General features: G+C 62.3%; 23 protein-coding genes. 13 read left to right on the top strand and 10 right to left on the bottom strand.

What is annotated here, in order from left to right; genetic code table 11:
- The first annotated feature begins 12 nt into the window (after nt 1-12).
- The 6 genes from N8A98_RS16890 (at nt 13) to N8A98_RS16915 (ending at nt 5,695) form a co-directional block, all read left to right on the top strand.
- Nucleotides 13-342 (top strand): flagellar hook-basal body complex protein FliE, encoded by a 330-nt coding sequence (locus N8A98_RS16890; RefSeq protein ID WP_113121165.1) that lies wholly within the window; start codon nt 13-15, stop codon nt 340-342.
- A 77-nt stretch (nt 343-419) separates the two neighbouring features.
- Nucleotides 420-686, top strand: a complete 267-nt coding sequence (gene fliQ, locus N8A98_RS16895) for a flagellar biosynthesis protein FliQ (protein WP_262167012.1) — start codon at nt 420-422, stop codon at nt 684-686.
- Nucleotides 686-1,456 (top strand): flagellar biosynthetic protein FliR, encoded by a 771-nt coding sequence (gene fliR, locus N8A98_RS16900; protein ID WP_315974498.1) that lies wholly within the window; start codon nt 686-688, stop codon nt 1,454-1,456. The genes fliQ and fliR overlap by 1 nt, the downstream gene beginning before the upstream one ends.
- The gene (gene flhB, locus N8A98_RS16905) at nt 1,457-2,539 is read left to right on the top strand and encodes a flagellar biosynthesis protein FlhB (protein ID WP_262167014.1); all 1,083 of its coding nucleotides are present in this window, start codon (nt 1,457-1,459) and stop codon (nt 2,537-2,539) included. It abuts the gene before it with no gap.
- A 196-nt stretch (nt 2,540-2,735) separates the two neighbouring features.
- Complete coding sequence (cckA, locus tag N8A98_RS16910; RefSeq protein ID WP_262167015.1) at nt 2,736-5,306, top strand: cell cycle histidine kinase CckA; 2,571 nt, start codon at nt 2,736-2,738, stop codon at nt 5,304-5,306.
- Nucleotides 5,303-5,695: a DUF2237 family protein gene (locus N8A98_RS16915; RefSeq protein ID WP_262167017.1), complete on the top strand. Its 393-nt coding sequence runs from the start codon at nt 5,303-5,305 to the stop codon at nt 5,693-5,695. The genes cckA and N8A98_RS16915 overlap by 4 nt, the downstream gene beginning before the upstream one ends.
- A 113-nt stretch (nt 5,696-5,808) precedes the next feature.
- Here N8A98_RS16915 and N8A98_RS16920 read toward each other — a convergent pair whose 3' ends face one another.
- From N8A98_RS16920 to araD1, 4 genes are read right to left on the bottom strand one after another with little or no spacing between them, the layout of a single operon-like run.
- Nucleotides 5,809-6,297: an SRPBCC domain-containing protein gene (locus N8A98_RS16920; RefSeq protein ID WP_262167019.1), complete on the bottom strand. Its 489-nt coding sequence runs from the start codon at nt 6,295-6,297 to the stop codon at nt 5,809-5,811.
- An 11-nt stretch (nt 6,298-6,308) separates the two neighbouring features.
- Nucleotides 6,309-6,659, bottom strand: a complete 351-nt coding sequence (locus tag N8A98_RS16925; protein ID WP_262167021.1) for an ArsR/SmtB family transcription factor — start codon at nt 6,657-6,659, stop codon at nt 6,309-6,311.
- 56 nt (nt 6,660-6,715) lie between these two features.
- Nucleotides 6,716-7,732: an aldo/keto reductase gene (locus tag N8A98_RS16930; protein WP_262167023.1), complete on the bottom strand. Its 1,017-nt coding sequence runs from the start codon at nt 7,730-7,732 to the stop codon at nt 6,716-6,718.
- 60 nt (nt 7,733-7,792) lie between these two features.
- Nucleotides 7,793-8,788 carry an AraD1 family protein gene (gene araD1, locus N8A98_RS16935; protein WP_262167025.1) on the bottom strand — a complete coding sequence of 332 codons (996 nt, stop codon included), beginning with the start codon at nt 8,786-8,788 and terminating at the stop codon, nt 7,793-7,795.
- A 195-nt stretch (nt 8,789-8,983) separates the two neighbouring features.
- On the opposite strand from araD1, the gene ribB reads away from it, so the two are divergent.
- From ribB to alaS, 3 genes are all read left to right on the top strand, one after another.
- Entirely contained in the window at nt 8,984-10,102 is a 1,119-nt protein-coding gene (ribB, locus tag N8A98_RS16940; RefSeq protein WP_262167026.1) for a 3,4-dihydroxy-2-butanone-4-phosphate synthase, read from the top strand.
- Nucleotides 10,103-10,251: 149 nt separating this feature from the next.
- Nucleotides 10,252-11,322, top strand: coding sequence for a recombinase RecA (gene recA / locus N8A98_RS16945; protein WP_113121172.1), 1,071 nt, complete (start codon nt 10,252-10,254; stop codon nt 11,320-11,322).
- 186 nt (nt 11,323-11,508) lie between these two features.
- Nucleotides 11,509-14,154 carry an alanine--tRNA ligase gene (gene alaS / locus N8A98_RS16950; RefSeq protein ID WP_262167029.1) on the top strand — a complete coding sequence of 882 codons (2,646 nt, stop codon included), beginning with the start codon at nt 11,509-11,511 and terminating at the stop codon, nt 14,152-14,154.
- 47 nt (nt 14,155-14,201) lie between these two features.
- On the opposite strand, the gene N8A98_RS16955 is transcribed toward alaS, so the two are convergent.
- From N8A98_RS16955 to N8A98_RS16975, 5 genes are all read right to left on the bottom strand, one after another.
- The gene (locus N8A98_RS16955; RefSeq protein WP_162740163.1) at nt 14,202-15,086 is read right to left on the bottom strand and encodes a DMT family transporter; all 885 of its coding nucleotides are present in this window, start codon (nt 15,084-15,086) and stop codon (nt 14,202-14,204) included.
- Between the two features lie 94 nt (nt 15,087-15,180).
- Nucleotides 15,181-16,110, bottom strand: coding sequence for a DMT family transporter (locus N8A98_RS16960; protein ID WP_262167030.1), 930 nt, complete (start codon nt 16,108-16,110; stop codon nt 15,181-15,183).
- An 84-nt stretch (nt 16,111-16,194) separates the two neighbouring features.
- A complete protein-coding gene (locus N8A98_RS16965) occupies nt 16,195-16,929 on the bottom strand; it encodes a head GIN domain-containing protein (protein WP_262167031.1) in 735 nt (244 codons plus the stop codon).
- Between the two features lie 105 nt (nt 16,930-17,034).
- Nucleotides 17,035-18,153: an OmpP1/FadL family transporter gene (locus tag N8A98_RS16970; protein WP_262167032.1), complete on the bottom strand. Its 1,119-nt coding sequence runs from the start codon at nt 18,151-18,153 to the stop codon at nt 17,035-17,037.
- Nucleotides 18,154-18,395: 242 nt separating this feature from the next.
- Nucleotides 18,396-19,607: an NADP-dependent isocitrate dehydrogenase gene (locus tag N8A98_RS16975; protein WP_262167033.1), complete on the bottom strand. Its 1,212-nt coding sequence runs from the start codon at nt 19,605-19,607 to the stop codon at nt 18,396-18,398.
- A gap of 135 nt (nt 19,608-19,742) precedes the next feature.
- Here N8A98_RS16975 and N8A98_RS16980 point away from each other — a divergent pair, with 135 nt between their 5' ends.
- Nucleotides 19,743-20,180, top strand: a complete 438-nt coding sequence (locus N8A98_RS16980) for a MarR family winged helix-turn-helix transcriptional regulator (protein ID WP_162740165.1) — start codon at nt 19,743-19,745, stop codon at nt 20,178-20,180.
- Nucleotides 20,181-20,211: 31 nt separating this feature from the next.
- Nucleotides 20,212-21,492 (top strand): beta-ketoacyl-ACP synthase II, encoded by a 1,281-nt coding sequence (gene fabF, locus N8A98_RS16985; RefSeq protein WP_262167036.1) that lies wholly within the window; start codon nt 20,212-20,214, stop codon nt 21,490-21,492.
- Here the strand turns inward: fabF and N8A98_RS16990 are convergent.
- Nucleotides 21,489-21,935, bottom strand: a complete 447-nt coding sequence (locus N8A98_RS16990; RefSeq protein WP_262167038.1) for a GFA family protein — start codon at nt 21,933-21,935, stop codon at nt 21,489-21,491. The two genes, fabF and N8A98_RS16990, sit on opposite strands and share 4 nt — an antisense overlap.
- 73 nt (nt 21,936-22,008) lie before the next feature.
- Here N8A98_RS16990 and N8A98_RS16995 point away from each other — a divergent pair, with 73 nt between their 5' ends.
- Entirely contained in the window at nt 22,009-22,614 is a 606-nt protein-coding gene (locus N8A98_RS16995) for a GNAT family N-acetyltransferase (protein ID WP_262167039.1), read from the top strand.
- 199 nt (nt 22,615-22,813) lie between these two features.
- Entirely contained in the window at nt 22,814-23,410 is a 597-nt protein-coding gene (locus tag N8A98_RS17000) for a GNAT family N-acetyltransferase (protein WP_262167041.1), read from the top strand.
- Nucleotides 23,411-23,434: the final 24 nt, after the last annotated feature.

A 23,434-nucleotide genomic window follows, 5' to 3' on the forward strand; every position in this document is an offset into this window, starting at 1 on the left:
AGGATAAGCCAGATGGTCACCACCCCGTTCAACGCCGCCACCGCCGCCTACGGCAATGCCAGCCGCCTGATCAACCAGGCCGCCAAGCCCACCACCGATCTCAGCGCTGCCGCCGGCGGCTCGGGCAATAATTTCGCCAGTATGCTGGCCCAGCAGGTGCAGGGCGTGATGGATGCCGGCAAGACTTCGGACGCCATGGCGCTCGACATGGTCAATGGCAAGGCCAATGTGGTGGATATGGTCACCGCCCTCAGCCAGACTGAACTGGCCATCGAAAGCATGGTCACGGTGCGTGATCGGGTGATCTCGGCCTATGAAGAAATCATGCGGATGCCGATCTGACACTGACCCCCGCGCGGGAATGACGCGAGGGGAGTAGACTGGGCGCGTGGGCGACGATTCGCCCGACAGGACCTGCAATGACCGGCGCCGAAGTTCTCGATATTTCCACCGATGGCATCTGGACACTGATCATCGTCGCCGCGCCGATGATGATCGTGGGTCTGCTGGTCGGCGTGGTCGTCGCGCTGTTCCAGGCGCTGACGCAGATCCAGGAACAGACCTTGGTCTTCGTGCCCAAGATCATCGCCATTTTCATCACCATGCTGATCACCCTGCCGTTCCTGGGCGCCACCATGGGCGGCTATATGAACCGGGTGATCGACATGATCATCGTGGGCGGCTGATGATCACGATCGGGCTGGATTGGCTGCCCAATACCGCCTTTGTCTATTTGCTGTTGTTTTCCCGCATCGGCGCCATCCTGATGCTGATGCCCGCGCTGGGCGAAACCATGATCCCGGCGCGCATGCGGCTGGCTTTTGCCCTGGCCTTCACGCTGGTGGTCTATCCGCTGCTGGCACCCAACCTGCCCAATATGCCGGTGGATTTCATGGGCATTGTCGGACTGATCTTCCACGAACTGGCCATAGGGCTCATGCTGGGCGCCATTGCCCGCATCACGGTAATGGCGACGCAAGTTGCGGGCGCGGTCATCGCCTTCCAGTCCGGGTTGAGCGCCGCCATGGCCGCCGATCCGACCCAGGCGGGTGTGCAGGGCGCGGTGTTTGGCAGTTTCCTGTCCTTCCTCGGTGTCACGCTGATCTTTGCCACCGACCTGCACCACGTCGCCTTGGCCGCCACCTATGACAGCTATGTGGTGTTCGGCATCGACGCTCCGCTGATGTTCGACGATGCCGCTCAATTGGCGCTGCGCACTGTCGCCAGCGCTTTTTCCATCGGCATCCAGATGTCGGCGCCGTTCATCGTTTTCGGCCTCGTGTTCAACCTGGGCGCCGGCATCCTCGCCCGCCTGATGCCGGCGCTGCAGGTGTTTTTCCTGCTGATGCCGGCCAATGTGATGGTGGGGCTCATTCTTTTTGCCCTGCTGTTGACCATGATGATGGGCTGGTACATCACCGGCTTTGAGAACCATCTGGCGATGTGGAGGGGCTGAGTGTCAGACGAAGCTCCGGAACAAGCCAGTAAAACAGAAGACCCTTCTCAAAAGAAGCTGGAGGACGCCCATCAGAAGGGCGATGTCGCCAAGAGCCAGGAGGTGACCACCTGGTTCATGCTGCTCGGCTCGGCCACCATTTTCGCCATGATGGCGCCCTCGACCAGCGCGAGTCTCATGGAATCGCTCAAGGTGGTGATGACCAATGCCGATCAGTTCGAGTTGGGCGGTTCGGGCTTTGCGGTGTTCTTCAATGGCTTGGCGCTGGCGCTGCTCGGCACAATTCTCGTGCCGCTGGCCATTCTGACCTTTTGCGGGGTGGCCGCCAATCTCATCCAGCATCGGCCTCTGATCTCGACCGAACCGATCACCCCGAAATTCTCCAAGATTTCCCCGCTCGCCGGTTTCAAGCGACTGTTTTCGACGGAATCCCTGGTCAATTTCGGCAAGGGCCTGCTCAAGATCTGCATCGTGGGCACGGTGCTGTTCTACGTCGTCTGGCCCGAGCGCGACCGCCTCGACACCATGATGACGGCCGACCCGCTCATCATCCTGGCTGATTTCCAGGAGATCGGCCTCAAGATTTTCGGCGCAACGCTTGCCGTGCTGACCATCATCGCCTTGGCCGATTACATCTATGTCCGCCAGAAATGGTGGAAGCGGCAGATGATGACCGTGCAGGAAACCCGCGACGAATATAAGCAGATGGAAGGCGACCCCAAGATCAAGGGCCGCATCCGCCAGATGCGGCAGGATCGCGCCCGCAAGCGCATGATGGCCTCGGTGCCCGACGCCACCGTGGTGATCACCAACCCCACCCACTTTGCCGTGGCGCTGAAATACGACCGCTCGATGGGCGCCCCGCAATGCGTCGCCAAGGGTGCCGATGCAGTGGCCTTGCGCATCCGCGAAGTGGCCAAGGAAAATGACGTGCCCATCGTCGAAAATCCCCCGCTGGCCCGCGCGCTGTTCGCCAGCGTCGATATCGACGACGTCATCCCGGGCGAACATTTCCAGGCCGTCGCCGAAGTCATCGGCTTCGTCATGCGCCTCAAGAAACCCGGCGGCTGGAAGGCGGGGTAGGGGCGCCTCCTTCCCACCGCTCTCCCTCGGGCTCGACGCGAGGGCCACTCGCCACTTGCGCCGGGCCAGACGTGTGGCGCTTTTTCACGCCGGTGTTTATAACTTTGTTCACCCTCCCAACGGGTCGGTTCCTTTGCTAGACCTGTCGCAGGCCCTGATTCGCCCCGACTCACCGTCATCCGGAGCACCACGACCCATGGCATCGACGCCGCTCGGCGAGGACACCTATCCCGATCCACTTCTGGCCTCCGAGCGCAGCAGCGCCGGGCTGTGGCGCGTTGTGGCCCTGGGCGTGGCGCTGGTAGCGTTGGCCGTCGTCTTTTCCTTCTTCAGCGACCGGATCCCGATGGATCTGGTGATGACCTTTGTCGGCATCCTGGCCGTGGTCGGCGTGTTCTGCCTGTTCGGGTTGGCCGCGGGCCTGTTCCGCTTTGCCGGCAACGCGGAACGCCGCACCATTTCCCGCGCCGTGGTCGATAGCCTGCCCTTCGGCGCGGTGGTGTCCGATCGCGACGGCAAGATTTCCTACGTCAACGCCCACTATGGCAATTTCAGTGGCGCGCTGAACAATGGCTTGCCCGTGGGCGTGCCGCGCCTGTTCGCCGGCCAGTCCGACGCCAGCGAAGCGATTTATCGCCTCTCCCGTGCCGCCAAGGATGGCCGCAGTGCGGTCGAAGATATCCGCCTCGTCGGTGGACTGGGTGGCTCGCAGGCCGAGAGCGCACGCCCCTTCTGGTATCGCGTCGCCGTGCGCCCCTTGCCCGAGAGCGACGAAACCAAAAAGCCGCTGGTCATCTGGTCGGTGGAAGACATCACCCGCGACCGCGACAACAATGAGAGCGCCTTCCGCGACCTGCAGCGCGCCATCGATTATCTCGATCATTCCCCGGCCGGCTTCTTCTCGGCCGACGCGCATGGCCGCATTCAATATCTCAATTCGACGCTATCGGATTGGCTCGGCTACGACCTGGCCGAGTTCAATGCCGGCCATCTGGGCCTCTCCGACATCGTGCGCGGCGACGGCGCGACGCTGTTGATGCGTGGCCGTGGCGATGGCGAGATTTCGACGGAAGTCATCGATATCGACCTGGTCCGCCGCAATGGTACCAGCCTTCCCGTGCGCCTGCTGCATCGCGCCGCCCGCATGGCCGATGGTGAATTGGGCGAGACGCGCACCTTGGTGCTCGACATGTCGAGCGCCCCCGACACCGAGGAAGAGCTGCGCGCCGCCGAAGTGCGGTTCTCGCGCTTCTTCAACGACACCCCGTTTGCCATTGCCACGCTGGATGGTGAAGGTCGCATTATCCGCACCAATGCCCCGTTCGGGCGCATTTTCAAATGGTCGGGCGAGGAAAAAAGCCTCGAAATGCAGCCGCTGAGCGAACTAATCGGGGAGGGCAGCCGCGACAAGTTTGCCCGCGCCATCGGCGACGCTACGGCGAACCGCTCCGAGGTCGAGCCGGTCGATGCTCTGCTCAATGCCGAGGGCGATCATGCCGTGCGGCTTTATCTGTCGGCATCGGAGCTCAGCGAAGGCTCGGCCGAGCAGGTCAATGTCTATGCCCTCGACATGACTGACCAGCGCAAGCTGGAAGCTCAGTTCGCCCAGAGCCAGAAAATGCAGGCTGTGGGCCAACTCGCGGGCGGCGTAGCGCATGATTTCAACAATCTGCTGACCGCCATTATCGGCTTTTCCGACCTGCTCCTGCTCAAGCACAAGCCGGGCGATCCCTCGTTCAGCGAATTGATGCAGATCAAGCAGAATGCCAATCGCGCCGCGGGCCTGACCCGGCAATTGCTGGCGTTCTCGCGCCGGCAGACGCTGCGTCCGCAAGTGCTCGAACTGCCGCTGATCGTTGATGATCTGACCGTGCTGCTCAAGCGCATGATCGGGGAGAAGAATACGCTCACCGTCGAGCATGGCCGCAATATCTGGCCGGTCCGGGCCGATGTGGTGCAGCTCGAACAGGTCATCATCAACCTCGTGGTCAATGCCCGCGACGCCATGCCTGATGGCGGCGCCATCACCATCCGCACTTCCAATGTCGAGCAGGCCGAGGCCGAACGTCTGACCTTCGAGGGCATGGTGCCGGCCGATTTCGTTTTGATCGACGTGCAAGATACCGGCACCGGCATGAGCCAGGACGTCATCGCCAAGATTTTCGAGCCCTTCTTCACCACCAAGGAATTGGGCAAGGGCACGGGCCTTGGCCTCTCGACGGTCTATGGCATCGTCAAGCAGACCGAGGGCTATATCTATCCGGTCTCGACCGTCGGGGTCGGCACGACCTTCAAGATTTTCCTGCCCCGCCATGTGCCCAATGAGAACGAAGTGGCCAGCAAGGTGGCTATTGCAGCCCCGGCGCGCGATCTCACCGGCCAGGAACGTATTCTGCTGGTGGAAGACGAGGAAAGTGTGCGCGCCTTCTCCGCTCGCGCCCTGCGTGCCACGGGCTATGAAGTGTTCGAGGCCGATGGCGGCGAAGAAGCGCTCGAGGTGCTCGAAGATATCGACTTCAAGATCGATCTGATGATTTCCGACGTCGTGATGCCGGAAATGGACGGGCCGAGCCTGCTCAAGCATGTGCGCAAGCAAATGCCTGACCTCAAGGTGATTTTCGTCTCCGGCTATGCCGAGGAAAGCGTGCGCCGCGATATCGAGGACGACCAGAGCGTGGACTTCCTGCCCAAGCCCTATTCGCTCGATCAGATCAATTCCAAGGTCAAGGAAGTGCTGCAGCGGCTGGGCAAGGGCGAGGTCAATTGAACGAGTTGGGTCGCTTCGGCGGCGCCGAGTTCAATGTGCTAGGAGAGCCCCTGCAACCCTGTTCCAGTGATCCGCTCACCGGCTTTTTCCGCACCGGCTATTGCGCCGCCGGACCAGACAGCGCCGCTGTGCACCTGGTCTGCATTGAGGCGACCGACGAATTCCTCGAATTCTCCGCCTCGGTCGGCAATGACCTCTCGACACCACATCCGGAATTCTCGTTTCCGGGTCTGGTGAGCGGCAACCGGTGGTGCCTCGTTGCCGGCCGCTGGGCCCAAGCCCATGCCGCTGGCAAGGCGCCAAAGGTGTTCCTGCGCTCGACCAATCAGGCGGTACTCGGACTTATCCCCCTTGGCGTGCTCAAGGCTTATGCTCTGGATTTGAACTAGGGCAGTAGAGACCTCATGGTGAGCCTGTCGAACCACGAGGTCGCGCGAGTGGAGATTGGGGTGCCACGACCTCGTCCTTCGACAAGCTCAGGATGAGGTCTACTGGGGGCGGGTCAGGAACCCCACCCCTCCGCCAGCAACGCATCGAGATGCTGGAAACTCATCTCCATGCCCTCGGCCATGCCCGTCGCCGCAATCTGATCCCGCAGGGCCTTGGACGCATAAGTCAGCCGATTGACCACCGTGGTGCCCTCCGGCTTTTCCGCAAAATCCACCGCAGACTTCGACGTCCCACCTGTCGCGTCCTGATCGAACGCCTCTTCGCTCAGAATATGCTCCGGCACAGCGATGGCATGGATCACGCCGGACATGGCCAGACGTTCCTCGCCCTTGTGCCATTCATAGCGGTAGCGGCCACCCGGCCGGGGCTCAAAGACGCAGACTGGCATGGTCCAGCCCGGCGGGCCGGTAAGCCAGCGCTTGATCAGCGGCGGCTGGGTGTAGCAGGCAAAAACCAGATGCCGGGGCGCAGCAAAGTCGCGCTCGGTGAGAATTTCGGTGTCGCTGGGCATGGATATCCGCAACGGTCCGCCAAATGCCATCCTGCTCTCCCTCAGGTCTTGCCCGTCATCGCCTCGAGCCGCTTGAGTTCATCCAGCAGGTCATCGAGCCGATCGAACTGGGATTCCCAATATTTGCGATATTCGATCAGCCAGCCTGTCGCCTCGGCCAGCGGCTGCGCCTCGAGCTTGCAGGGTCGCCGCTGGGCGTCGCGGCCACGGGAAATCAGCCCAGCATTCTCCAGCACTTTGAGATGCTTGGAGATGGCCGGCTGGCTCATATCAAAGGGCTCGGCAAGCTCCATAACCGATGCCTCGCCCTGCGCCAGCCGCGCCAGAATGGCGCGCCGGGTCGGGTCGGACAGGGCCTGGAACGTGGCGTCGAGATTGGCAGACGTCGGCATGAATGACCTTTGGTTGCAAAACCGTTTGGTTATTCAACGCCTGTTCGGCGTAGTCGTCAAGCGACGCCGCCCGGAATGGGTGTCCCCACCGCCAGCAGCCCCTGATTGGCCAATTCCCCCCACAGCGCATCCGGAATTTTGGCGTCCCACCACTTGAGAATACCATCCAGCTCTTCGGGAGATTTCGGTCCCGGCAAGACATTGCACACCGCCGGATGCGTCAGCGGGAATTGCAAAGCCGCGGCGGGCAGGGCCACGCCAAAGTCCTGGCAGACGGTTTCCAGCGCCTTGACGCGGTCGACAATGGCCTGCGGCGCCTTGGCATAGTTGAAGGTGGAGCCGCCCACCAGAATGCCCGAATTGAACGGTCCACCGATCACCACCGAGGCGCCGCGCTCCAGGCATGTCGTCATGAAAGGACTGAGCGAAGTCTGTTCGAGCAAGGTATAGCGCCCGGCGAGCAGGAACACGTCCCAATCGCCCAGCGCAAAGGCGTCCATCAGCACCTGCCACTCATTGACGCCCAGCCCGATCGCCTTGACCGCGCCGCTGTCGCGCAGCTCCCGCAGGGCCCGATAGCCGCCGGTCTCGAGCTGCTTCCACAAGGGCTTGTTGCCCTCGATGCCATGGGTCGCCGTGCCAATATCGTGCACATAAAGAATATCGACGCCATTCATGCCCAGCCGCTGCAGGCTGTCCTCATAGGAGCGCATCACGCCGTCATAGGAATAGTCATACACTTGGTCAAAGGGCAGGGGATTGACCCAGTTATGCGGCTCGCTCCACCCCGTCACCGGCTTGAGCTTGCGGCCCACCTTGGTCGAGAGCACCGTGCCGGCCCGGCGCTCCCGCAGTACGTCGCCGACCAGATGTTCGGAGCGGCCATAGCCATATTGAGGCGCCGTATCGACATAGTTTATCCCCACATCGAGGGCGTGGCTTATCGTGGCCCTCGCCTGGTCGGCCGGCACATCGGTGAAAATGCCGGCCAGGGAGGCGCAACCGAGCCCCAGTGTGGTGATTTCCAGACCGGTTTTACCGATCTGGCGCTTCTCGATTATGCGTGCCGTCATGACGTCCTCCCAGGTGAGGGATAACTGACATGTTAGTTGGCCGCCGTAAAGCCGCTGCGCTTAATAGACGTTGCCGACGATGACGGGATGCTCGGTTTCCACACGGATCGGGTTGCGCAGCGCCGCGCCGAACTGGGCTTCCTCAATCTCGAAAATATCGTTGGGCTTGGTCGAAATGCCGTCGGCAAAGCTCAGCGTTGCCGTGCCGAAGCAATGCACATGGATGTCGCCGGGATTGCGGAACAGCTCGTATTTGAAGTGGTGATATTCGAGGTTGGCGATGGTGTGGCTCATATTGTCCTCGCCGCTGAGGAACGGCTTTTCCCAGATCACCTGGCCATCGCGCCAGATGCGCGACTTGCCCTCGATATGGGCCGGCAGATCGCCCAGCCGCAGTTCCGGCCCAAACGAGCAGGCGCGCAGCTTGGAGTGCGCCAGGTAGAGATAGTTGATCCGCTCGGTCACGTGATCGGAAAATTCATTGGCCAGGGCAAAGCCCAGCCGACGCGGCTGGCCATTGTGATCGATGAGATAGATGCCAGCGATTTCCGGCTCTTCGCCCGCGTCGAGCGCAAAGCTGGGCGAGGGAATGGGGTGGCCGGGATTGACCACGGTGTAGCCATTGCCCTTGTAGAACCATTCGGGCTGCACGCCCTTGGTGCCGTCTGTGGGCTTGCCGTTATCCAGGCCCATGCGGAACATCTTCATGGAATCGGTCAGGTTGTCCTCGGTCTTGGTGCCGTTGGACTTGTGCATGGCGTCGCGCGTTGCTGCGGAGCCCAGATGGGTTAGGCCCGTGCCTGTGACATAGAGATGGGCCGGATCAGGATGATCCACCGGCGCCAGCAGCCGGCCCTCGGCCAGCAACGCTGCCTTGTCGACCGTCTCGCCCAGTCCCTGCTGCGCAATCAGCGCGCCAATGCCGGTTTGAGCGGCAATGGCGGCCTGGGCCAGGGCATAGACGCTGGTCGCGCCATTGACCTGGCGTGTGACATCGCCATCCACCGCGCCCACGGCTCGTTCGCCATTGAGATCGAAATACTGGATCAGATTCATATGTGTTCCTCCCGCGGGGCGGCCCGGCGGGCCAGACTGGTGGCAGGCATAGAACGCAACAGGGGTACTCTAGGCAAGCCCAAAAATCATACTAATAAAATCTTGCCGCACCTGCGCCTTGCGTTGGATTGTGCCAAGTCCCTGGCGTCTCTATATCCAGGGCTGCGCCAGGGCGGCGCCGGGGATGACTTGACCATGCTGGATAGCGTCGAAAGTGCGCTCGCGGCGATTGCCGCAGGTGAACTCGTGGTGGTGGTGGACGATACCGACCGCGAGAACGAGGGCGACCTGATCATGGCGGCCAGCAAGGCGACGCCGGAAAAGATCGCCTTCATGATCCGCCACACCAGCGGCATCATCTGCGTGCCCATGACGCTCGAGCGCGCCGCCGCGCTCAATCTCGATCCCATGGTCGCCAACAATATCGATCCATTCCGCACGGCCTTCACTGTCACGGTCGACTATCGCGTCGGCATGACCACCGGCATTTCCGCCACCGAGCGGACCGCGACGATCCGGGCGCTGGCCGGCGGCAATGCGCATGCTGGCGATTTCATCCGCCCCGGCCATATCTTTCCGCTGCTGGCCCGCGAGGGCGGCGTGCTCGCCCGCTCCGGCCATACCGAGGCGGGTATCGATTTGGCCCGCATGGCTGGGCTTGAGCCGGCCGGCGTGCTGGCCGAAGTGGTCAATGACGACGGCACCGTCAAGCGCCTGCCCGAACTGATCGCCTTCGCTCAGGAGCACAATCTCAAGATCATCTCGATCGAGGATTTGATTTCCTATCGTTTGACACAGGAAAAGTTCCTCTCGCGCCAGGCCGTCGTGCCCACCATGGTGGCTGGCTTGCCCGCCGTGGCCTATGCCTATCAGACCCCGTTCGATCCCGTGCAGCAGGTGGCTTTGGTGCTGGGCGACGTCGAGGGCAAGAGCAACGTGCCGTGCCGCATCGTGCGCGAGCAGCCCTTGCGCGATCTGCTGGGCCGGGCCGCCGGCGATGCCGATCCGGTGGAACGCGCCGTGGCCGAAATCATCGCCCGCGGCGGCACTGGCATTGTCCTCCTGCTCCGCGGTGCCTCGGCCGGAGACCGTGAAGAGGATAGCCGCCGCTCCCCGACCCAGGACGGGCAGGGCGGCGAGCATCACGGCAGCGCCGTCAAGCGCATGAAGGGCTGGCGCGAGATTGGCGTGGGCTCGCAGATGCTGCGCGATCTGGGCGTCAAATCCATTGCCCTGATGACCACCTCCGGCCGCCAATATGTCGGCCTGGGCGGCTTTGGCCTCGAAATCGGGGAAACGATTCTGCTCTCCTGACGTCCCGGGCCTGTTTTCTTATTTTGTTCTGGTTCCCTACTTGACACTCGGGAAACAAAATGAGAACAAATAGGGCACATTAAATGGACAGCGACCTGCGGTGCCAACGCGTTGCGCGGCCCCCCAGAGCGTGAAATAAGGAGAGAACTATGGCTAGCTCGCCGCTTCGCGTTGTTGAGGGTGGAACGATGGATAAAGAAAAGGCACTTGCCGCTGCACTCGGCCAGATCGAGCGCAGCTTTGGCAAGGGCTCGATCATGCGGCTGGGCGAGGCTGCATCGATCGAAGTGGAGGCCATCTCCACCGGTTCGCTCGGCCTCGACATCGCTTTGGGCATTGGTGGCCTGCCCAAGGGCCGCATTGTCGAGATTTTCGGGCCGGAAAGCTCCGGTAAAACTACGCTGGCGCTGCATGTCATTGCCGAGGCGCAGCGTGCCGGTGGCATTTGCGCCTTCGTCGATGCGGAACATGCGCTCGATCCGATCTATGCCCGCAAGCTGGGCGTCAATGTCGATGATCTGCTGATCTCCCAGCCCGATGCTGGCGAGCAGGCTCTGGAAATCACCGATACTCTGGTGCGTTCCGGCGCCATCGATGTGCTGGTGGTCGATTCGGTAGCGGCGCTGACGCCGCGTGCGGAACTCGAGGGCGAGATGGGCGATTCTCTTCCCGGTTTGCAGGCCCGCCTGATGAGCCAGGCTATGCGCAAGCTGACCTCGTCGATTTCCAAGTCGAAATGCCTGGTCATCTTCATCAACCAAATTCGCATGAAGATCGGCGTGATGTACGGTTCGCCCGAAACCACGACGGGCGGTAACGCGCTCAAGTTCTATGCTTCGGTCCGTCTCGACATTCGCCGGATCGGCGCGATCAAGGATCGCGAAGAAATCGTGGGCAACCAGACCCGCGTGAAGGTGGTCAAGAACAAGCTGGCGCCCCCGTTCCGCCAGGTCGAATTCGACATCATGTATGGCGAAGGTATTTCCAAGACCGGCGAGTTGATCGATCTGGGCGTCAAGTCCGGCATTGTCGAGAAATCCGGCGCTTGGTTCTCCTGGGATAGCCAGCGTCTGGGGCAGGGCCGCGAGAATGCGCGCCAGTTCCTCAAGGACAATCCGGATGCAGCGGCGACCATCGAACGCGGTGTGCGCGAAAGCTCGGGCCTGCTTGGCGAAGTGCTGCTGGTCTCGGGTGGTGACGAAGAAACCACCGACGAATAGTCATCCTGCCCATGCAAGACATTTGGGAGGTGGCGCGAAGGCGCTGCCTCCTTTGCTTTTTCGGCCACGATTGGCTGCTCTAGATGCCCTCTTGCTGCCGCAATGCTGGACAGAGGCGTAAACCCCGCGATAGAAAGCCCGCGACCTTCTGCGGCGCGCTCGCGCCATTCCGATGAAAGCCTGTTGATGACCAGCGTAAACGATCTCCGCTCGAGTTTTGTCGATTACTTCGCCCGCAATGGTCACGAGGCCGTGCCGTCGAGCCCATTGGTGCCGCGCAACGATCCGACGCTGATGTTCACCAATGCGGGCATGGTGCAGTTCAAGAACGTCTTTACCGGCGTCGAAAAGCGCCCCTATTCGACGGCAACCTCGGCGCAGAAATGCGTGCGCGCCGGCGGCAAGCACAATGACCTCGACAATGTCGGCTTCACCGCGCGCCATCACACCTTTTTCGAGATGCTCGGCAATTTCTCGTTCGGCGATTATTTCAAGGATCGCGCGATCGAATTGGCCTGGAATCTGCTGACCAAGGATTGGGGCCTGCCCAAGGACAAGCTGATGGTCACCGTCTATGAGGACGATGACGAGGCGCTTGAGCTCTGGAAGAAGATCGCGGGCCTCTCCGAGGATCGCATCGTGCGGCTCGGCGCCAAGTCCAATTTCTGGCAGATGGGCGATACCGGTCCCTGCGGCCCGTGCTCGGAGATTTTCTACGACCACGGCGATCACGTCTGGGGCGGCCCTCCGGGCTCGCCGGAGGAAGATGGCGATCGCTGGATCGAAATCTGGAACCTGGTGTTCATGCAGTTCGAGCAGCATGCCGATGGTTCGCGAACCGGCCTGCCGCGCCCCTCGATCGACACCGGTATGGGCCTCGAGCGCGTCGCCGCCGTCATGCAGGGCGTGCACGACAATTACGATATCGACCTGTTCAAGGCGCTGATCAGCGCTGCCGCCTCGGCAACCGGCGCCGATATCAATGGCGAAGGCAATCGCAGCCTGCGCGTCATTGCCGATCATCTGCGCTCGATGTCTTTCCTGATCGCCGAAGGCGTGTTGCCGTCGAACGAAGGCCGCGGCTATGTGCTGCGCCGCATCATGCGTCGCGCCATGCGCCATGCGACCCTGCTGGGTGCCAGCGAGCCGGTGATCCACAAGCTAGTGCCGACCCTGGTGCGCGAGATGGGCCAGGCTTATCCCGAGCTCAGCCGCGGCGAATCCATGATCAGCGAAACCGTCAAGCTCGAAGAGGGCCGCTTCCTCAAGACGCTGGGCCGTGGCCTGCAGATTCTGGCCGACGAAAGCAAGGATCTGAGCGAAGGCCAGGTGCTGAATGGCGCCACCGCCTTCAAGCTCTACGACACCTATGGCTTCCCGCTCGATCTGACCGAGGATGCATTGCGCTCGCGCGGCATTACTGTCGATCAGGCCGGGTTCGATACCGCCATGGCCCAGCAGAAGGCCGAAGCCCGCAAGAGCTGGTCCGGGTCGGGCGAAGCTGCCACCGACACGATCTGGTATGGCCTGGCCGACAAGCTCGGTCCCACCGAATTCCTGGGTTACGAAACCGAGATCGCCGAAGGCGTCGTCATCGCTCTGGTCAAGGGCGGTGCGGAAGTCGCGTCGCTGGCTGAAGGCGAAGAGGGTTTCGTGGTCGTCAACCAAACCCCGTTCTATGGCGAAAGCGGCGGTCAGGTCGGCGATACCGGCGCCCTCAAGGGCGAAGGCGTTGCCGCCACGGTCTCAGACACGCAGAAATTCCACGGTGTCTTTGCCCACAAGGTGACAGTAACCGCCGGTGCCCTCAAGGTCGGCCAGCCGCTCGAATTGCTGGTGGATCACAGCCGCCGTTCGTCGATCCGCGCCAATCACTCCGCCACCCATTTGCTGCATGAAGCACTGCGCATCGTGCTGGGCGATCACGTCGCTCAGAAGGGTTCGATGGTTTCCCCCGATCGGCTGCGCTTCGATTTCGTGCACACCAAGCCGGTGAGCGACCAGGAAATGGCTGAGGTCGAAGACATCGCCAATGCTATCGTGTTGCAGAACACGCCGGTCGAGACGCGCCTGATGGGCGTGGAGGAAGCCAAGGAATCCGGCGCCCGCGCCCTGTTCGGCGAGAAGTATGGCGATGAGGTTCGCGTGGTTGCCATGGGTGAACCGACGGGCAATGGCCTGGGTTGGTCGGTCGAATTGTGCGGCGGCACTCATGTGCGCCGCACTGGCGATATTGGCCTGATCTCGATCGTTGCCGAAAGCGCGGTCGGCGCCGGCGTGCGCCGCATCGAGGCTTTGACCGGCAAGGCTGCCCGCCATCGCGGCAATACCAATGTCGCCATCGTCAATGCGGCTGCTGGGCTGCTGCGCTCGGGCAGCCACGAAGTGCTCGATCGCATCACGGCGTTGCAGGACAATATCAAGAAGATCGAGCGTGAGCTGAGCGATGCCCGCAAGAAGCTGGCTCTGGGCGGCGGCAGTTCCGGCGCTGCTGCCGCGGTGGACGAAACTGTCAATGGCGTCATCTATGTGGGTCGCACCGTCGAGGGCATCGAGGCAAGGGACGTCAAGGGCCTGGTCGATACCGAGAAGAAGCGCATCGGCTCGGGCGTGGTCACCGTCGTGCTCAAGGGCGAAGACGGAAAGGGCACTGTAGCCGTCGGCGTGACGCAGGACCTGACAGCGCGCTACGCGGCCGGCGAATTGATCAAGCTGGCCACGGCGGCTTTGGGCGGGCAGGGCGGCGGCGGCCGTCCCGACATGGCGCAGGGCGGCGGACCGGACGGCTCCAAAGCCGCCGAGGCCATCGCCGCCGTGCGGGCCGGGCTCTAAAAATATCAAGACCTCATCCTGCGCTTGTCGCAGGGTGAGGTCATTGCCTACAGGCCGGTGCGGTAGAAGAACAGCCGCGGCTTCCAGACGATCTTGATCTTGTCGGTCAGCACATTGGCAAGGCCCGCAGTCAGCACAATGACGAGGCCGACAATGGCCACCCAGTCGGGGTACTCGCCAAAAAACGCCGCGCCGAACACGATGGCCCAGATCAATTGGCTATATTGCACCGGCGCCAACAGATTGGCCGGCGATCGCTTCGCCGCCGAAATCAGCAGCAGCCCGCCAGTGCCGCCCATCAGGCCGATGCCGACAAACACTGCCAATTGCTCGAGCGACGGCAGCACGAAAAACGGGATCATCAGCAGCCCGTTGACCAGGCCCGAATAGATCACCTGCAGCCCCACCAGGCTCACCCGACGCTCCCGCGGCGCAACATGCCGCAGGATGATGGTGGTCACGCCGCCGAAAAACACGCTGCAGAATATCGCCAGATGCCCCAGCTGCAGCTCGCGCACGCCGGGGCGGATCACCAGCACGACGCCGAGAAAGCTGATGATCAGCAGCAGCCAGCGATGCACCGCCACATGTTCCTTGAGCACCAGCACGCCGAGCAGGGTGACCATGATCGGCGTCAGGAAACCCACGGCATAGACGTCGGCAAACGGAATGTGGGTAAAGGCATACATGACGCAGGCCGTGCCACCGATTGCCGTGGCGCAGCGCAGATGCACCAGAAAGGGGTGCTTGAGCTTGTAGAGGTCGCGCCAGCGCTCATTGCGCTTGGTCAGCATGGCGGGAATGATCGAAAAACTGGTCGTAAAGAACGCGATCTCGAAAACCGACATGGCGGGGCCGGTTGCCTTGATCAGGGCGTCGGCCATTGAAAAGCTGGCATAGGCCAAAAAGGCCAGAATGACGCCGACCGGCATCGCAATATCCAAAATATGAAGAGGACTCGGGGAAACAAATCTACCATACGAGTTTGCCGCGAAGCCGTCGACCGCCGAAAGCCCAGCAAACCCGCTAAATTTCGGGGCCCTGCACCTCGGTAATATTGGTCTTGGGGCCGGGTCGGGCGCGGTATTCGGCAAAGCGCCCGGCAATGCGGGCGCGAGCGCCGTCGATGAACACGTTGACGAGCCCGCTAAGGATCACCACGGCGAGACCCGCATAGGCGAGCAGATCGGGGTGCTCGGCATAGAAATAGGCGCCCAGGCCGATGGCCCAGACGATCTGCACATACTGCACGGGCGCGACCTGGCTGGCCGGGGCGTTGCGCGTGGCGGCAATCAGCAGGATATGGCCCATGCCGATAAAGCTGCCGCTGGCGAGCAGCAGGGCAAATTGCTGCCAGTTCGGCATGATGAAGCTGGGCGCCATGAGCAGGGCATTGACCACCAGTAGATAGAGCGCGGGCAGGGCGATTAGGCTGACGCGCTTTTCCTCGCTCGCCACAATGCGCAGCACGGTGGTGGTGGTCGCGCCGAAAAAGGCGCAGCCCAGAGCCGCCAGGTGCCCCAGTTCCAATTCGCGAAAGCCGGGCCGCACCACGAGCATGACGCCGGCAAAACCAGCCAGCAGCATGGTCCAGCGCATGGCATGGACGCGCTCCTTGAGCAGCAGCACCGACATGACCGTGATGAACAGCGGCATCATGAAGACCAGCGAATAGGTCTCGGCAAAGGGGATGGTAACGAAGGCGAAGGTCACCAGCGACGAAGACGCCACGCCGCTGAACGAGCGCAGATGCACGAGCGCAGGATGCTTGAGCCGGAAACTGTCGCGCCAGCGTTCGCCCTTGGGCTTGGCGAACATGGCCGGCACCAGCGAGAACAGGGCGATGAAAAAGCCGATCTCGAACACGCTGAGCGTCTGCCCGAAACCCTTGATGATTGCGTCACCGCAGGCATAGATCGAATAGGCGGCAATCGCGTAAAGCACGCCGATCGGCATGATAAATCCGGAAAAATCGAGGACAGGCAGGAGTATGACCTTAAGGCCGCTCCTTGCCTGCGTCGATGGGCATTATGCCGGCAATCAGTCGTCGAGCGAAATGTCGCCGCCGCTCGATGAGTCGAAATCGGTCTGGGCTGGATTGCCCTCTATGTCGATATCGCCGCCGCTTGAGGCTTCAGCTTTGACGCTTTGGCTGGCATGCACGGCAATGTCCGCCCCGCTGGAGGCTCCGGCTATAGCCGTGGCGCAGACCAGGTCGCCGGCGTCGATCCCAGAGCCGCTCGAGGCTTCGGCGTCAATGCTGGTGCAGGTGCCGGAGAGATCGATGCTAGCGCCGCTCGAGGCACCGGCGCGAACCGCGCCGAGGGTCGCGCCGGTCAACTTGACGTCGGCGCCGCTCGATGCCTCCAGATCAAGCTGGTCGGATTTGATGCCGGTGGCGCGCACGTCCGCGCCGGAGCTAGCCGAAACGCCGGAGATGGCGGGCAGGGTGATGTTGATGGTGACCGCATTGCCGCTGTTGAGCAGCATACCGACCAGCCCGCCGCTGATGATGAAATCGAGGAAATCCTGATCGAGGCGGGCGGTGAGCACGCCATCGGCGACGCTGAGTTCGAGATTGTTGAGGGCATCGGCGCTGCCTGACTCAGCGCGAACAGCGAAGCTGTCGCCAATGGTCACGACGGCATCTAGCCCGGTGGCGATATCGATGCGGTCGAAATTGTTCAGCGCGAAATCGCGGCTTTCCGCCTTGGCCGCACCTCCGAATGTCAATCCAATCGCCGTGGCGAGTGCAAGTGTGGCAATGGTCCGCATAGTCTTCGCTCCCTCGTTGACTGCCTGGCATATGGTGGTTGGCGGCGGTCGCTCAAGAGAGCTTGGCGATATAAAGGGGCCGGAGCATGGCCCCGACCCGCTGTCCTAGAACGATGCCTTGGCGCTGAAGCTGAAGGCCAGGACGCTGCCGATATCCCAGGTTTCCCCCAGCGCATTGGTGCCCGCTTCGATCATGGAATAGGACACGCCGCCGGACAGTTCGAAATTTGCGCTGGGCTTATAGGCGGCGCCCAGGTTGGCGCCCCAGCGATCGGCCTGCGTGCCATTGGCCAGGATTCCGGCGCCGTTTTGGCGCGACGTGCCCTTGTCCCAGACCAGGCCGGCGAGGATTGTCAGGTCCTCGGTGAGTTGGTGACCAACGCCGGCCGATACAGTCCAGCCGTCCTCGTAGTTGAGCACAGTGGTCAAGGTGGGGCCGGGCGTGGTCACCGTCAGTGCATCGACCACGGACCAGTCCACCCACTTGATCCCGCCCAGCACCAGCCAGCCGGGTGCGATGCCGCTCTGCGCCTTGACCTCAAAGGCCTGGGGCGTGGTGACGCTGGCTGCCGCCGGCAGACCTGCCGCAAAGGTGCCGGACAGGTCGTAATCGATGGGGGCATTGTAGATGGCGCTGACGCGCAAAGCCATTTCGGGCACTTCATAGGCCGCGCCGATGCGCCAGCCAAAGCCGTTTCCGTCCAGCTCGACCGGGAGCGTTCCCAGGGTCGGGCCGGGCAGCAGAGCGGGGACCAGGGCTTCATAATTAAGGCTTTGCGCCGAAACGCCGCCGATAATGCTGAGGCTGCCGGGGCCGACGTCAAAGCCATAGGAGCAGGTCAGGCCCAGATCGTTGGACCAGATGCGTTCGCGGGCCGACTGGCCGGTGACTGCGGCATAGGTCAGCAGACGGTCGGTGCCCGAACCCCATGGATTTTGCGCCGAAACCAGGCAGGAAACGTTCTCGAACAGATCCCCCTTGGCGGCGAAGTTGTAATAGGTGCGGTTGGACGAGGTGGCGACAGTGCCCAGGCCAGGCGCGGCAAGGCTGGTAATGTCATGGTCGATAATGACCCGGGTCACCGTGCCCTTGCCGACATAGGTGCCGGGGTCGAACAACAGGTCCCAATTATAGCCATTGGCTTCGAGGCCCCCGGCATGGGCTGCGCCCATGCTCGAGGCGGCAAGCAGTGCGGCCAGCGCGATGCTGCGAATACGTGGCATGTAGAATCCTCCCAGATTTAGTGCGGCATATTTTCGCCGCTTCGTCCGTCGGGCCGTTTGCCGGCCACGTTGACGTTAACGTCTAGTAGGTCTTGTTTGCGGCAGGTCGTCAACCGGCGCGGCCGTCGGATTAAGACTAAAATGTGTCATTGACGCAGGGGTGCAACACTGTTGCGCGAACGGCACAAACAAAAAGGCCGGAGCAATGCTCCGGCCTTTCGGTATCTATCGGCTTGTGGCGGTTACGCCATGGCCTTCTGCAGGTTCTGGTCGATCGCGTCGAGGAAGCCGATGGTGGAGAGCCAAGGCTGATCGGGGCCGACGAGCAGGCTGAGGTCCTTGGTCATCTTGCCTTCTTCGATCGTGTCGACGGTGACTTTTTCCAGCGTCAGCGCGAACTTGGCCAGCGCCTCATTGTCGTCGAGCTTGGCGCGGTGGGCTAGGCCTCGGGTCCAGGCGAAGATCGAGGCGGTGGAATTGGTCGAGGTTTCCTTGCCCTGCTGGTGCTGGCGGTAGTGACGGGTCACCGTGCCGTGGGCGGCTTCGGCTTCCACGATCTTGCCATCGGGCGTGGCCAGAACCGAGGTCATCAGGCCCAGCGAGCCGAAGCCCTGCGCCACGATGTCGGACTGCACGTCGCCGTCATAGTTCTTGCAGGCCCAGACGTAGCCGCCGCTCCACTTGAGGGCCGAGGCGACCATGTCGTCGATCAGGCGGTGTTCGTACCAGATCTTCTTGGCTTCGAACTGTTCCTTGAACTCGGCCTCGTAGATCTCCTGGAAGATGTCCTTGAAGCGGCCGTCATAGGCCTTGAGAATGGTGTTCTTGGTGGACAGATACACCGGCACGCCGCGGGCGAGGCCGTAATTGAAGCTCGAATAGGCGAAGTCGCGGATCGAGTCGTCGAGGTTATACATGGCCATCGCAACGCCGGCGGCCGGAGCCTGGTAGACTTCGTGCTCGATGACCTTGCCGTCTTCGCCGGTGAACTTGATGGTGAGCGTGCCCTTGCCGGGGAACAGGAAATCGGTGGCGCGGTACTGATCGCCAAAGGCGTGGCGACCCACGATGATCGGCTGGGTCCAGCCGGGGACGAGGCGCGGCACGTTCTTGCAGATGATGGGCTCGCGGAAAATCACGCCGCCCAGAATGTTGCGGATGGTGCCGTTGGGCGACTTCCACATCTTCTTGAGCTTGAATTCTTCGACGCGCTGCTCATCGGGGGTGATGGTGGCGCATTTGATGCCGACGCCGTGCTGCTGGATGGCGTGGGCGGCATCGACCGTGATCTGGTCATTGGTGGCGTCGCGGCTTTCCACCGACAGATCGTAATATTCGATGGGCAGGTCGAGATAGGGATGGATCAGCTTGTCCTTGATCGCCTGCCAGATGATGCGGGTCATTTCATCGCCGTCGAGATCGACGACCGGGTTGGCGACTTTGATCTTGCTCATCGGCTGGGCTCCCTTTGCCTATGCAATATGGCCCGGTTTGGCCGGGCAGTTCATGGTGCGCCCCTATAGCATTGGCAGCCGGCAGCGCAAAGGCGCGTTATGGCATGGGGGCTTGCCCAGCTTGACGCCGTGTATATGCACGACTATATCGCGGCGATGCAGGACGATTTTTCACAATGTCTGGTGCTCAATACGCGGATGGCGGCGCGCGCCATTACCCGGCGGGCCGACCGCAAGCTGCGCCCCTATGGCGTGACAGCGGCGCAGTTCACTATACTGACGTCGCTGCAGAGCCAGCCCGGCCTGTCGGTGACCGAGATGGCGGACCGGATTGCGATGGACCGCACGACACTGTCGCGCAATCTCGACCTGCTTGAGACCAAGGGCGTCGTCATTTCGACACGCCCGTCCGGTGTGAATGGCCGCGTCTGCGTGCTTACCGATGCGGGGCGGGAACTGGTTGCGCAGACCGTGCCGGTATGGCGGGCCTCGCAGGCCGAGTTGCGCGAAATACTCGTCCGCCCCGATTTCGCCGTGGTCATCACGGCACTGCAGCAACTTTCCCGGCTCTAGGCCGGACACAATCGCAACCCAAGGAGACAGAATGCTGAAACCCGATCCCGCCGATCCCATTGTCGTCACCGGCATGGGCGCCGTGAGCCCGATGGGCGTAGGGGTGGAAACGCTCTGGACGCGATTGGTGGCTGGCGAGAGCGGGGTGGTCCGCAATGACCGCTTCGACACGACTGGCTTCACCTCGGGCATTGCGGGCCTGGTGCCCAGCAAGGCCGATGTGCCGCATGGTTTCGATCCCGCCGATTTCATCGACGGCAAGGAAATCAAGAAGATGGACCTGTTCATCCAGTATGGCATCGGCGCCGCTGCCGAGGCGCTGAACCAGGCTGGCTGGCATCCGACTTCCCCCGAAGATCAGGCCGCGACCGCCACCATTATCGGTTCGGGCGTCGGCGGATCGCCGGTGATGGCGCGGGCCGTCGAGATCATCCAGGAAAAAGGCCCGCGGCGGCTCTCGCCGTTCACCGTGCCGTCCTTTCTCGCCAATCTGGCAGCCGGCTGGATTTCGATTCTGCATGGCTTCAAGGGCCCGATCGGCGCCCCGGTGACGGCCTGTGCGGCTTCGGCCCAGGCCATTGGCGATGGTATGCGCCTGATCATGACCGGCGAGGCCGAAGTGGCCGTCGTAGGCGGCGCCGAAGGATCGGTCGATCCCATCTCCATCGGCGGCTTCGGCGCCTCGCGCGCCCTGACCTCCTCGCATAATGACGCGCCGCATCTGGCCTCGCGCCCGTTCGACAAGGGCCATGACGGCTTCGTGCTGGCCGAAGGCGCTGCCGTGCTGGTCATCGAAAAGCTCAGCCATGCCAAGGCGCGTGGCGCGATCCCGCTGGCGATTCTGGCGGGTTACGGCACTTCTGCCGACGCCTATCACCTGACGGCGGGCTCGCCGGATGGTGCCGGCGCGCAGGTCGCCATGCGCAATTCGCTGAAGATGGCCGGGCTTGAGCCCAGCCAGATCGGCTATGTCAACGCGCATGCCACCTCCACTCAGGTGGGCGACAATGCCGAAATTGCCGGGATCACCGCGGTGTTCCCCGGCCGCGGCAAGGATCTTGCCGTGTCCTCGACCAAGTCGGCCACCGGCCACATGCTGGGTGCTGCTGGCGCAGTCGAGGCGATCATCTCGGTTCAGGCGTTGCGCACTGGCATCCTGCCGCCAACGATCAATCTCGAAGACCCCGAGGAAGTGGCCGATATTTTCGACCTCGTGCCCAAGGTCGCCAAGCCCAAGGCCATCGACTACGCGCTGTCCAATTCCTTTGGCTTTGGCGGCGTCAATGCCAGCCTGGTGTTTGCGCGTATCTAACGCGGGTCGTTTCGCTCCCGATAGGTCTGGTGCCGTGGCAGGTGATCTGCCACCAGGTCCCAGGTCTGTTGGGAGCGAGCGAAAATCAGCTGATTGGGATCAAACCACTGATTCTGCCCGGCAAAGAAGCCGACCGGCAGCATGCGCACATCCGGCGCCCGCGAGGATTGTCCGTAGAGCGGGGTGCCGCAGACGGGACAAAAATGTCGGGTGAAGATCGCACCGGAATCGGCGGGCCGCGCGAAATTCGCCGTTGCTCCGGCCAGGGTAACAGCCTCGGCTGATACCAGCGCCACCGTGGAATGGCCGGTGCCGGTGGCGCGCTGACAATCCAGACACGAACAGACCAGCATCGACAGCACGCGGCCGCGCAGCGTCATTACCACGGCGCCGCACGCGCAGGCGGCGGTCACATCCACCATGAGCCGATCGGGCTTGTTCATGCCGCAGAAGCTTGCACGGCCCGCCTGTTGCGGCAAGGCGCGGCTCTTGCCTTTGTGAACGAGCTTGGCAAGAGTGCGCGCGCCAAAGCTGGAGGACGCAAATTTGCACCCGGACTATCCGCTTGAAACGGCGCGGTTGCGACTGCGTCCCTTCACGCGCGGCGACGTCGACGCCGTGTTCGACTATCGCCGGCGCGAAGATGTCGCACGTTATCTGTTCGACGTGCCGCTGAGCCGGGAGGAATGCGCGCTGGCGGTACAGCAGCGCATCGGCCAGGTGGCGCTGGAGGCCGACGATGACAAGATCATCCTGGGCGTGGAGCTGGCGGACGAGGGCGCGCTGATCGGCGAGGTTTCGCTGATCCTGCGTAATCTCGACGCGCGGCAGGGCGAAATCGGCTGGATTTTTCATCCCGATTATCAGGGACATGGCTATGCGACCGAAGCGGCGGTGGCCTTGCTGGACCTGGCGTTCAAGGACGGCGAAATTCACCGGGTCATGGCGCGCTGTGATGCCCGGAACAGTGCTTCCGCCAAGTTGATGGAGCGGTTGGGCATGCGCCGTGAAGCACATTTCCGCGAGCACGCCCTGTTCAAGGGCGAGTGGGACGAGGAATTTGTCTATGCCATTCTGGAGACGGAATGGCCAGAAAAACGCTATATTTTCTTCGCTCGTTGATTCAGGTTTGCCGTCGCAATCTCTTGATATAACTCGATTTTGGCAGGTTGAGTTGGCCGGTCGCCGCTTGCTCGCAGCTCGGCGCCATCATCCGAAATCGTTCCCGGCGCTGGGGTAGAATATTTCTCTGGCTGGCAGGAACGTCTCGGACTCCCCTCGCGTTGAGTTTTCGCAATGCCCAGCGGGAGGGAGCGCAATCATGTCGTCACTGAGTCTGCCCATCGAAACCGAGCGGTTGACCCTTCGTACCTTTGAACGAGGGGATTTGGAGTCGCTCAACGCCTATTTGTCGCTGCCTGCGGCACAGCGTTATGCAGTCAGCAAGGCACGGGACAAGAATGAGGTGGCTCGGGCGCTCGAGGTGATGCGCAGTCATGTCAGCCTGCAGCGGCCGGGCGACACGCTAACCTTGGCCATGGTGCGCAAGGGCGACAAGCAATTGATTGGGCATGTGTCGCTGCATTGGTCCGATGCCACGGCGGGGCAGGGCGAAGTGCGCTTCGTGATCAATCCGAGCTATTCGGGACAGGGCTTTGCCTGCGAGGCGCTGGGTGCGCTGTTCGACCTGGCCTTTGAGCACTTCCGCATCCATCGCGTCTTTGCACGCTGCGACGGTCGCAATCACCATTCCATCAAGCTGATGCAGAGCATGGGCATGCGGCTCGAGGCACATTACCGCGAACATGCCCTGTTCCAGGGCGAATGGGACGAGGAATTGCATTTTGCCATGCTGGATCGGGAATGGAACCGACCGAGCAAAGTGCGGGAATTGCCGCAGCGGCATCGCGTCGCCTGATTTGCATCCGGCCCGGCAAATGCG

This window comes from Devosia neptuniae, assembly GCF_025452235.1.
Lineage (GTDB): Bacteria > Pseudomonadota > Alphaproteobacteria > Rhizobiales > Devosiaceae > Devosia.

What these genes read in the sequence shown, in the direction of transcription:
- N8A98_RS16890 (WP_113121165.1), top strand. Translation starts at nt 13, where the DNA reads ATGGTCACCACCCCGTTCAACGCCGCCACCGCCGCCTACGGCAATGCC.
- fliQ (WP_262167012.1), top strand. Translation starts at nt 420, where the DNA reads ATGACCGGCGCCGAAGTTCTCGATATTTCCACCGATGGCATCTGGACA.
- fliR (WP_315974498.1), top strand. Translation starts at nt 686, where the DNA reads ATGATCACGATCGGGCTGGATTGGCTGCCCAATACCGCCTTTGTCTAT.
- cckA (WP_262167015.1), top strand. Translation starts at nt 2,736, where the DNA reads ATGGCATCGACGCCGCTCGGCGAGGACACCTATCCCGATCCACTTCTG.
- N8A98_RS16920 (WP_262167019.1), bottom strand. Translation starts at nt 6,297, where the DNA reads ATGGCATTTGGCGGACCGTTGCGGATATCCATGCCCAGCGACACCGAA.
- N8A98_RS16925 (WP_262167021.1), bottom strand. Translation starts at nt 6,659, where the DNA reads ATGCCGACGTCTGCCAATCTCGACGCCACGTTCCAGGCCCTGTCCGAC.
- N8A98_RS16930 (WP_262167023.1), bottom strand. Translation starts at nt 7,732, where the DNA reads ATGACGGCACGCATAATCGAGAAGCGCCAGATCGGTAAAACCGGTCTG.
- araD1 (WP_262167025.1), bottom strand. Translation starts at nt 8,788, where the DNA reads ATGAATCTGATCCAGTATTTCGATCTCAATGGCGAACGAGCCGTGGGC.
- ribB (WP_262167026.1), top strand. Translation starts at nt 8,984, where the DNA reads ATGCTGGATAGCGTCGAAAGTGCGCTCGCGGCGATTGCCGCAGGTGAA.
- recA (WP_113121172.1), top strand. Translation starts at nt 10,252, where the DNA reads ATGGCTAGCTCGCCGCTTCGCGTTGTTGAGGGTGGAACGATGGATAAA.
- alaS (WP_262167029.1), top strand. Translation starts at nt 11,509, where the DNA reads ATGACCAGCGTAAACGATCTCCGCTCGAGTTTTGTCGATTACTTCGCC.
- N8A98_RS16955 (WP_162740163.1), bottom strand. Translation starts at nt 15,086, where the DNA reads ATGCCGGTCGGCGTCATTCTGGCCTTTTTGGCCTATGCCAGCTTTTCA.
- N8A98_RS16960 (WP_262167030.1), bottom strand. Translation starts at nt 16,110, where the DNA reads ATGCCGATCGGCGTGCTTTACGCGATTGCCGCCTATTCGATCTATGCC.
- N8A98_RS16965 (WP_262167031.1), bottom strand. Translation starts at nt 16,929, where the DNA reads ATGCGGACCATTGCCACACTTGCACTCGCCACGGCGATTGGATTGACA.
- N8A98_RS16970 (WP_262167032.1), bottom strand. Translation starts at nt 18,153, where the DNA reads ATGCCACGTATTCGCAGCATCGCGCTGGCCGCACTGCTTGCCGCCTCG.
- N8A98_RS16975 (WP_262167033.1), bottom strand. Translation starts at nt 19,607, where the DNA reads ATGAGCAAGATCAAAGTCGCCAACCCGGTCGTCGATCTCGACGGCGAT.
- N8A98_RS16980 (WP_162740165.1), top strand. Translation starts at nt 19,743, where the DNA reads ATGCACGACTATATCGCGGCGATGCAGGACGATTTTTCACAATGTCTG.
- fabF (WP_262167036.1), top strand. Translation starts at nt 20,212, where the DNA reads ATGCTGAAACCCGATCCCGCCGATCCCATTGTCGTCACCGGCATGGGC.
- N8A98_RS16990 (WP_262167038.1), bottom strand. Translation starts at nt 21,935, where the DNA reads ATGAACAAGCCCGATCGGCTCATGGTGGATGTGACCGCCGCCTGCGCG.
- N8A98_RS17000 (WP_262167041.1), top strand. Translation starts at nt 22,814, where the DNA reads ATGTCGTCACTGAGTCTGCCCATCGAAACCGAGCGGTTGACCCTTCGT.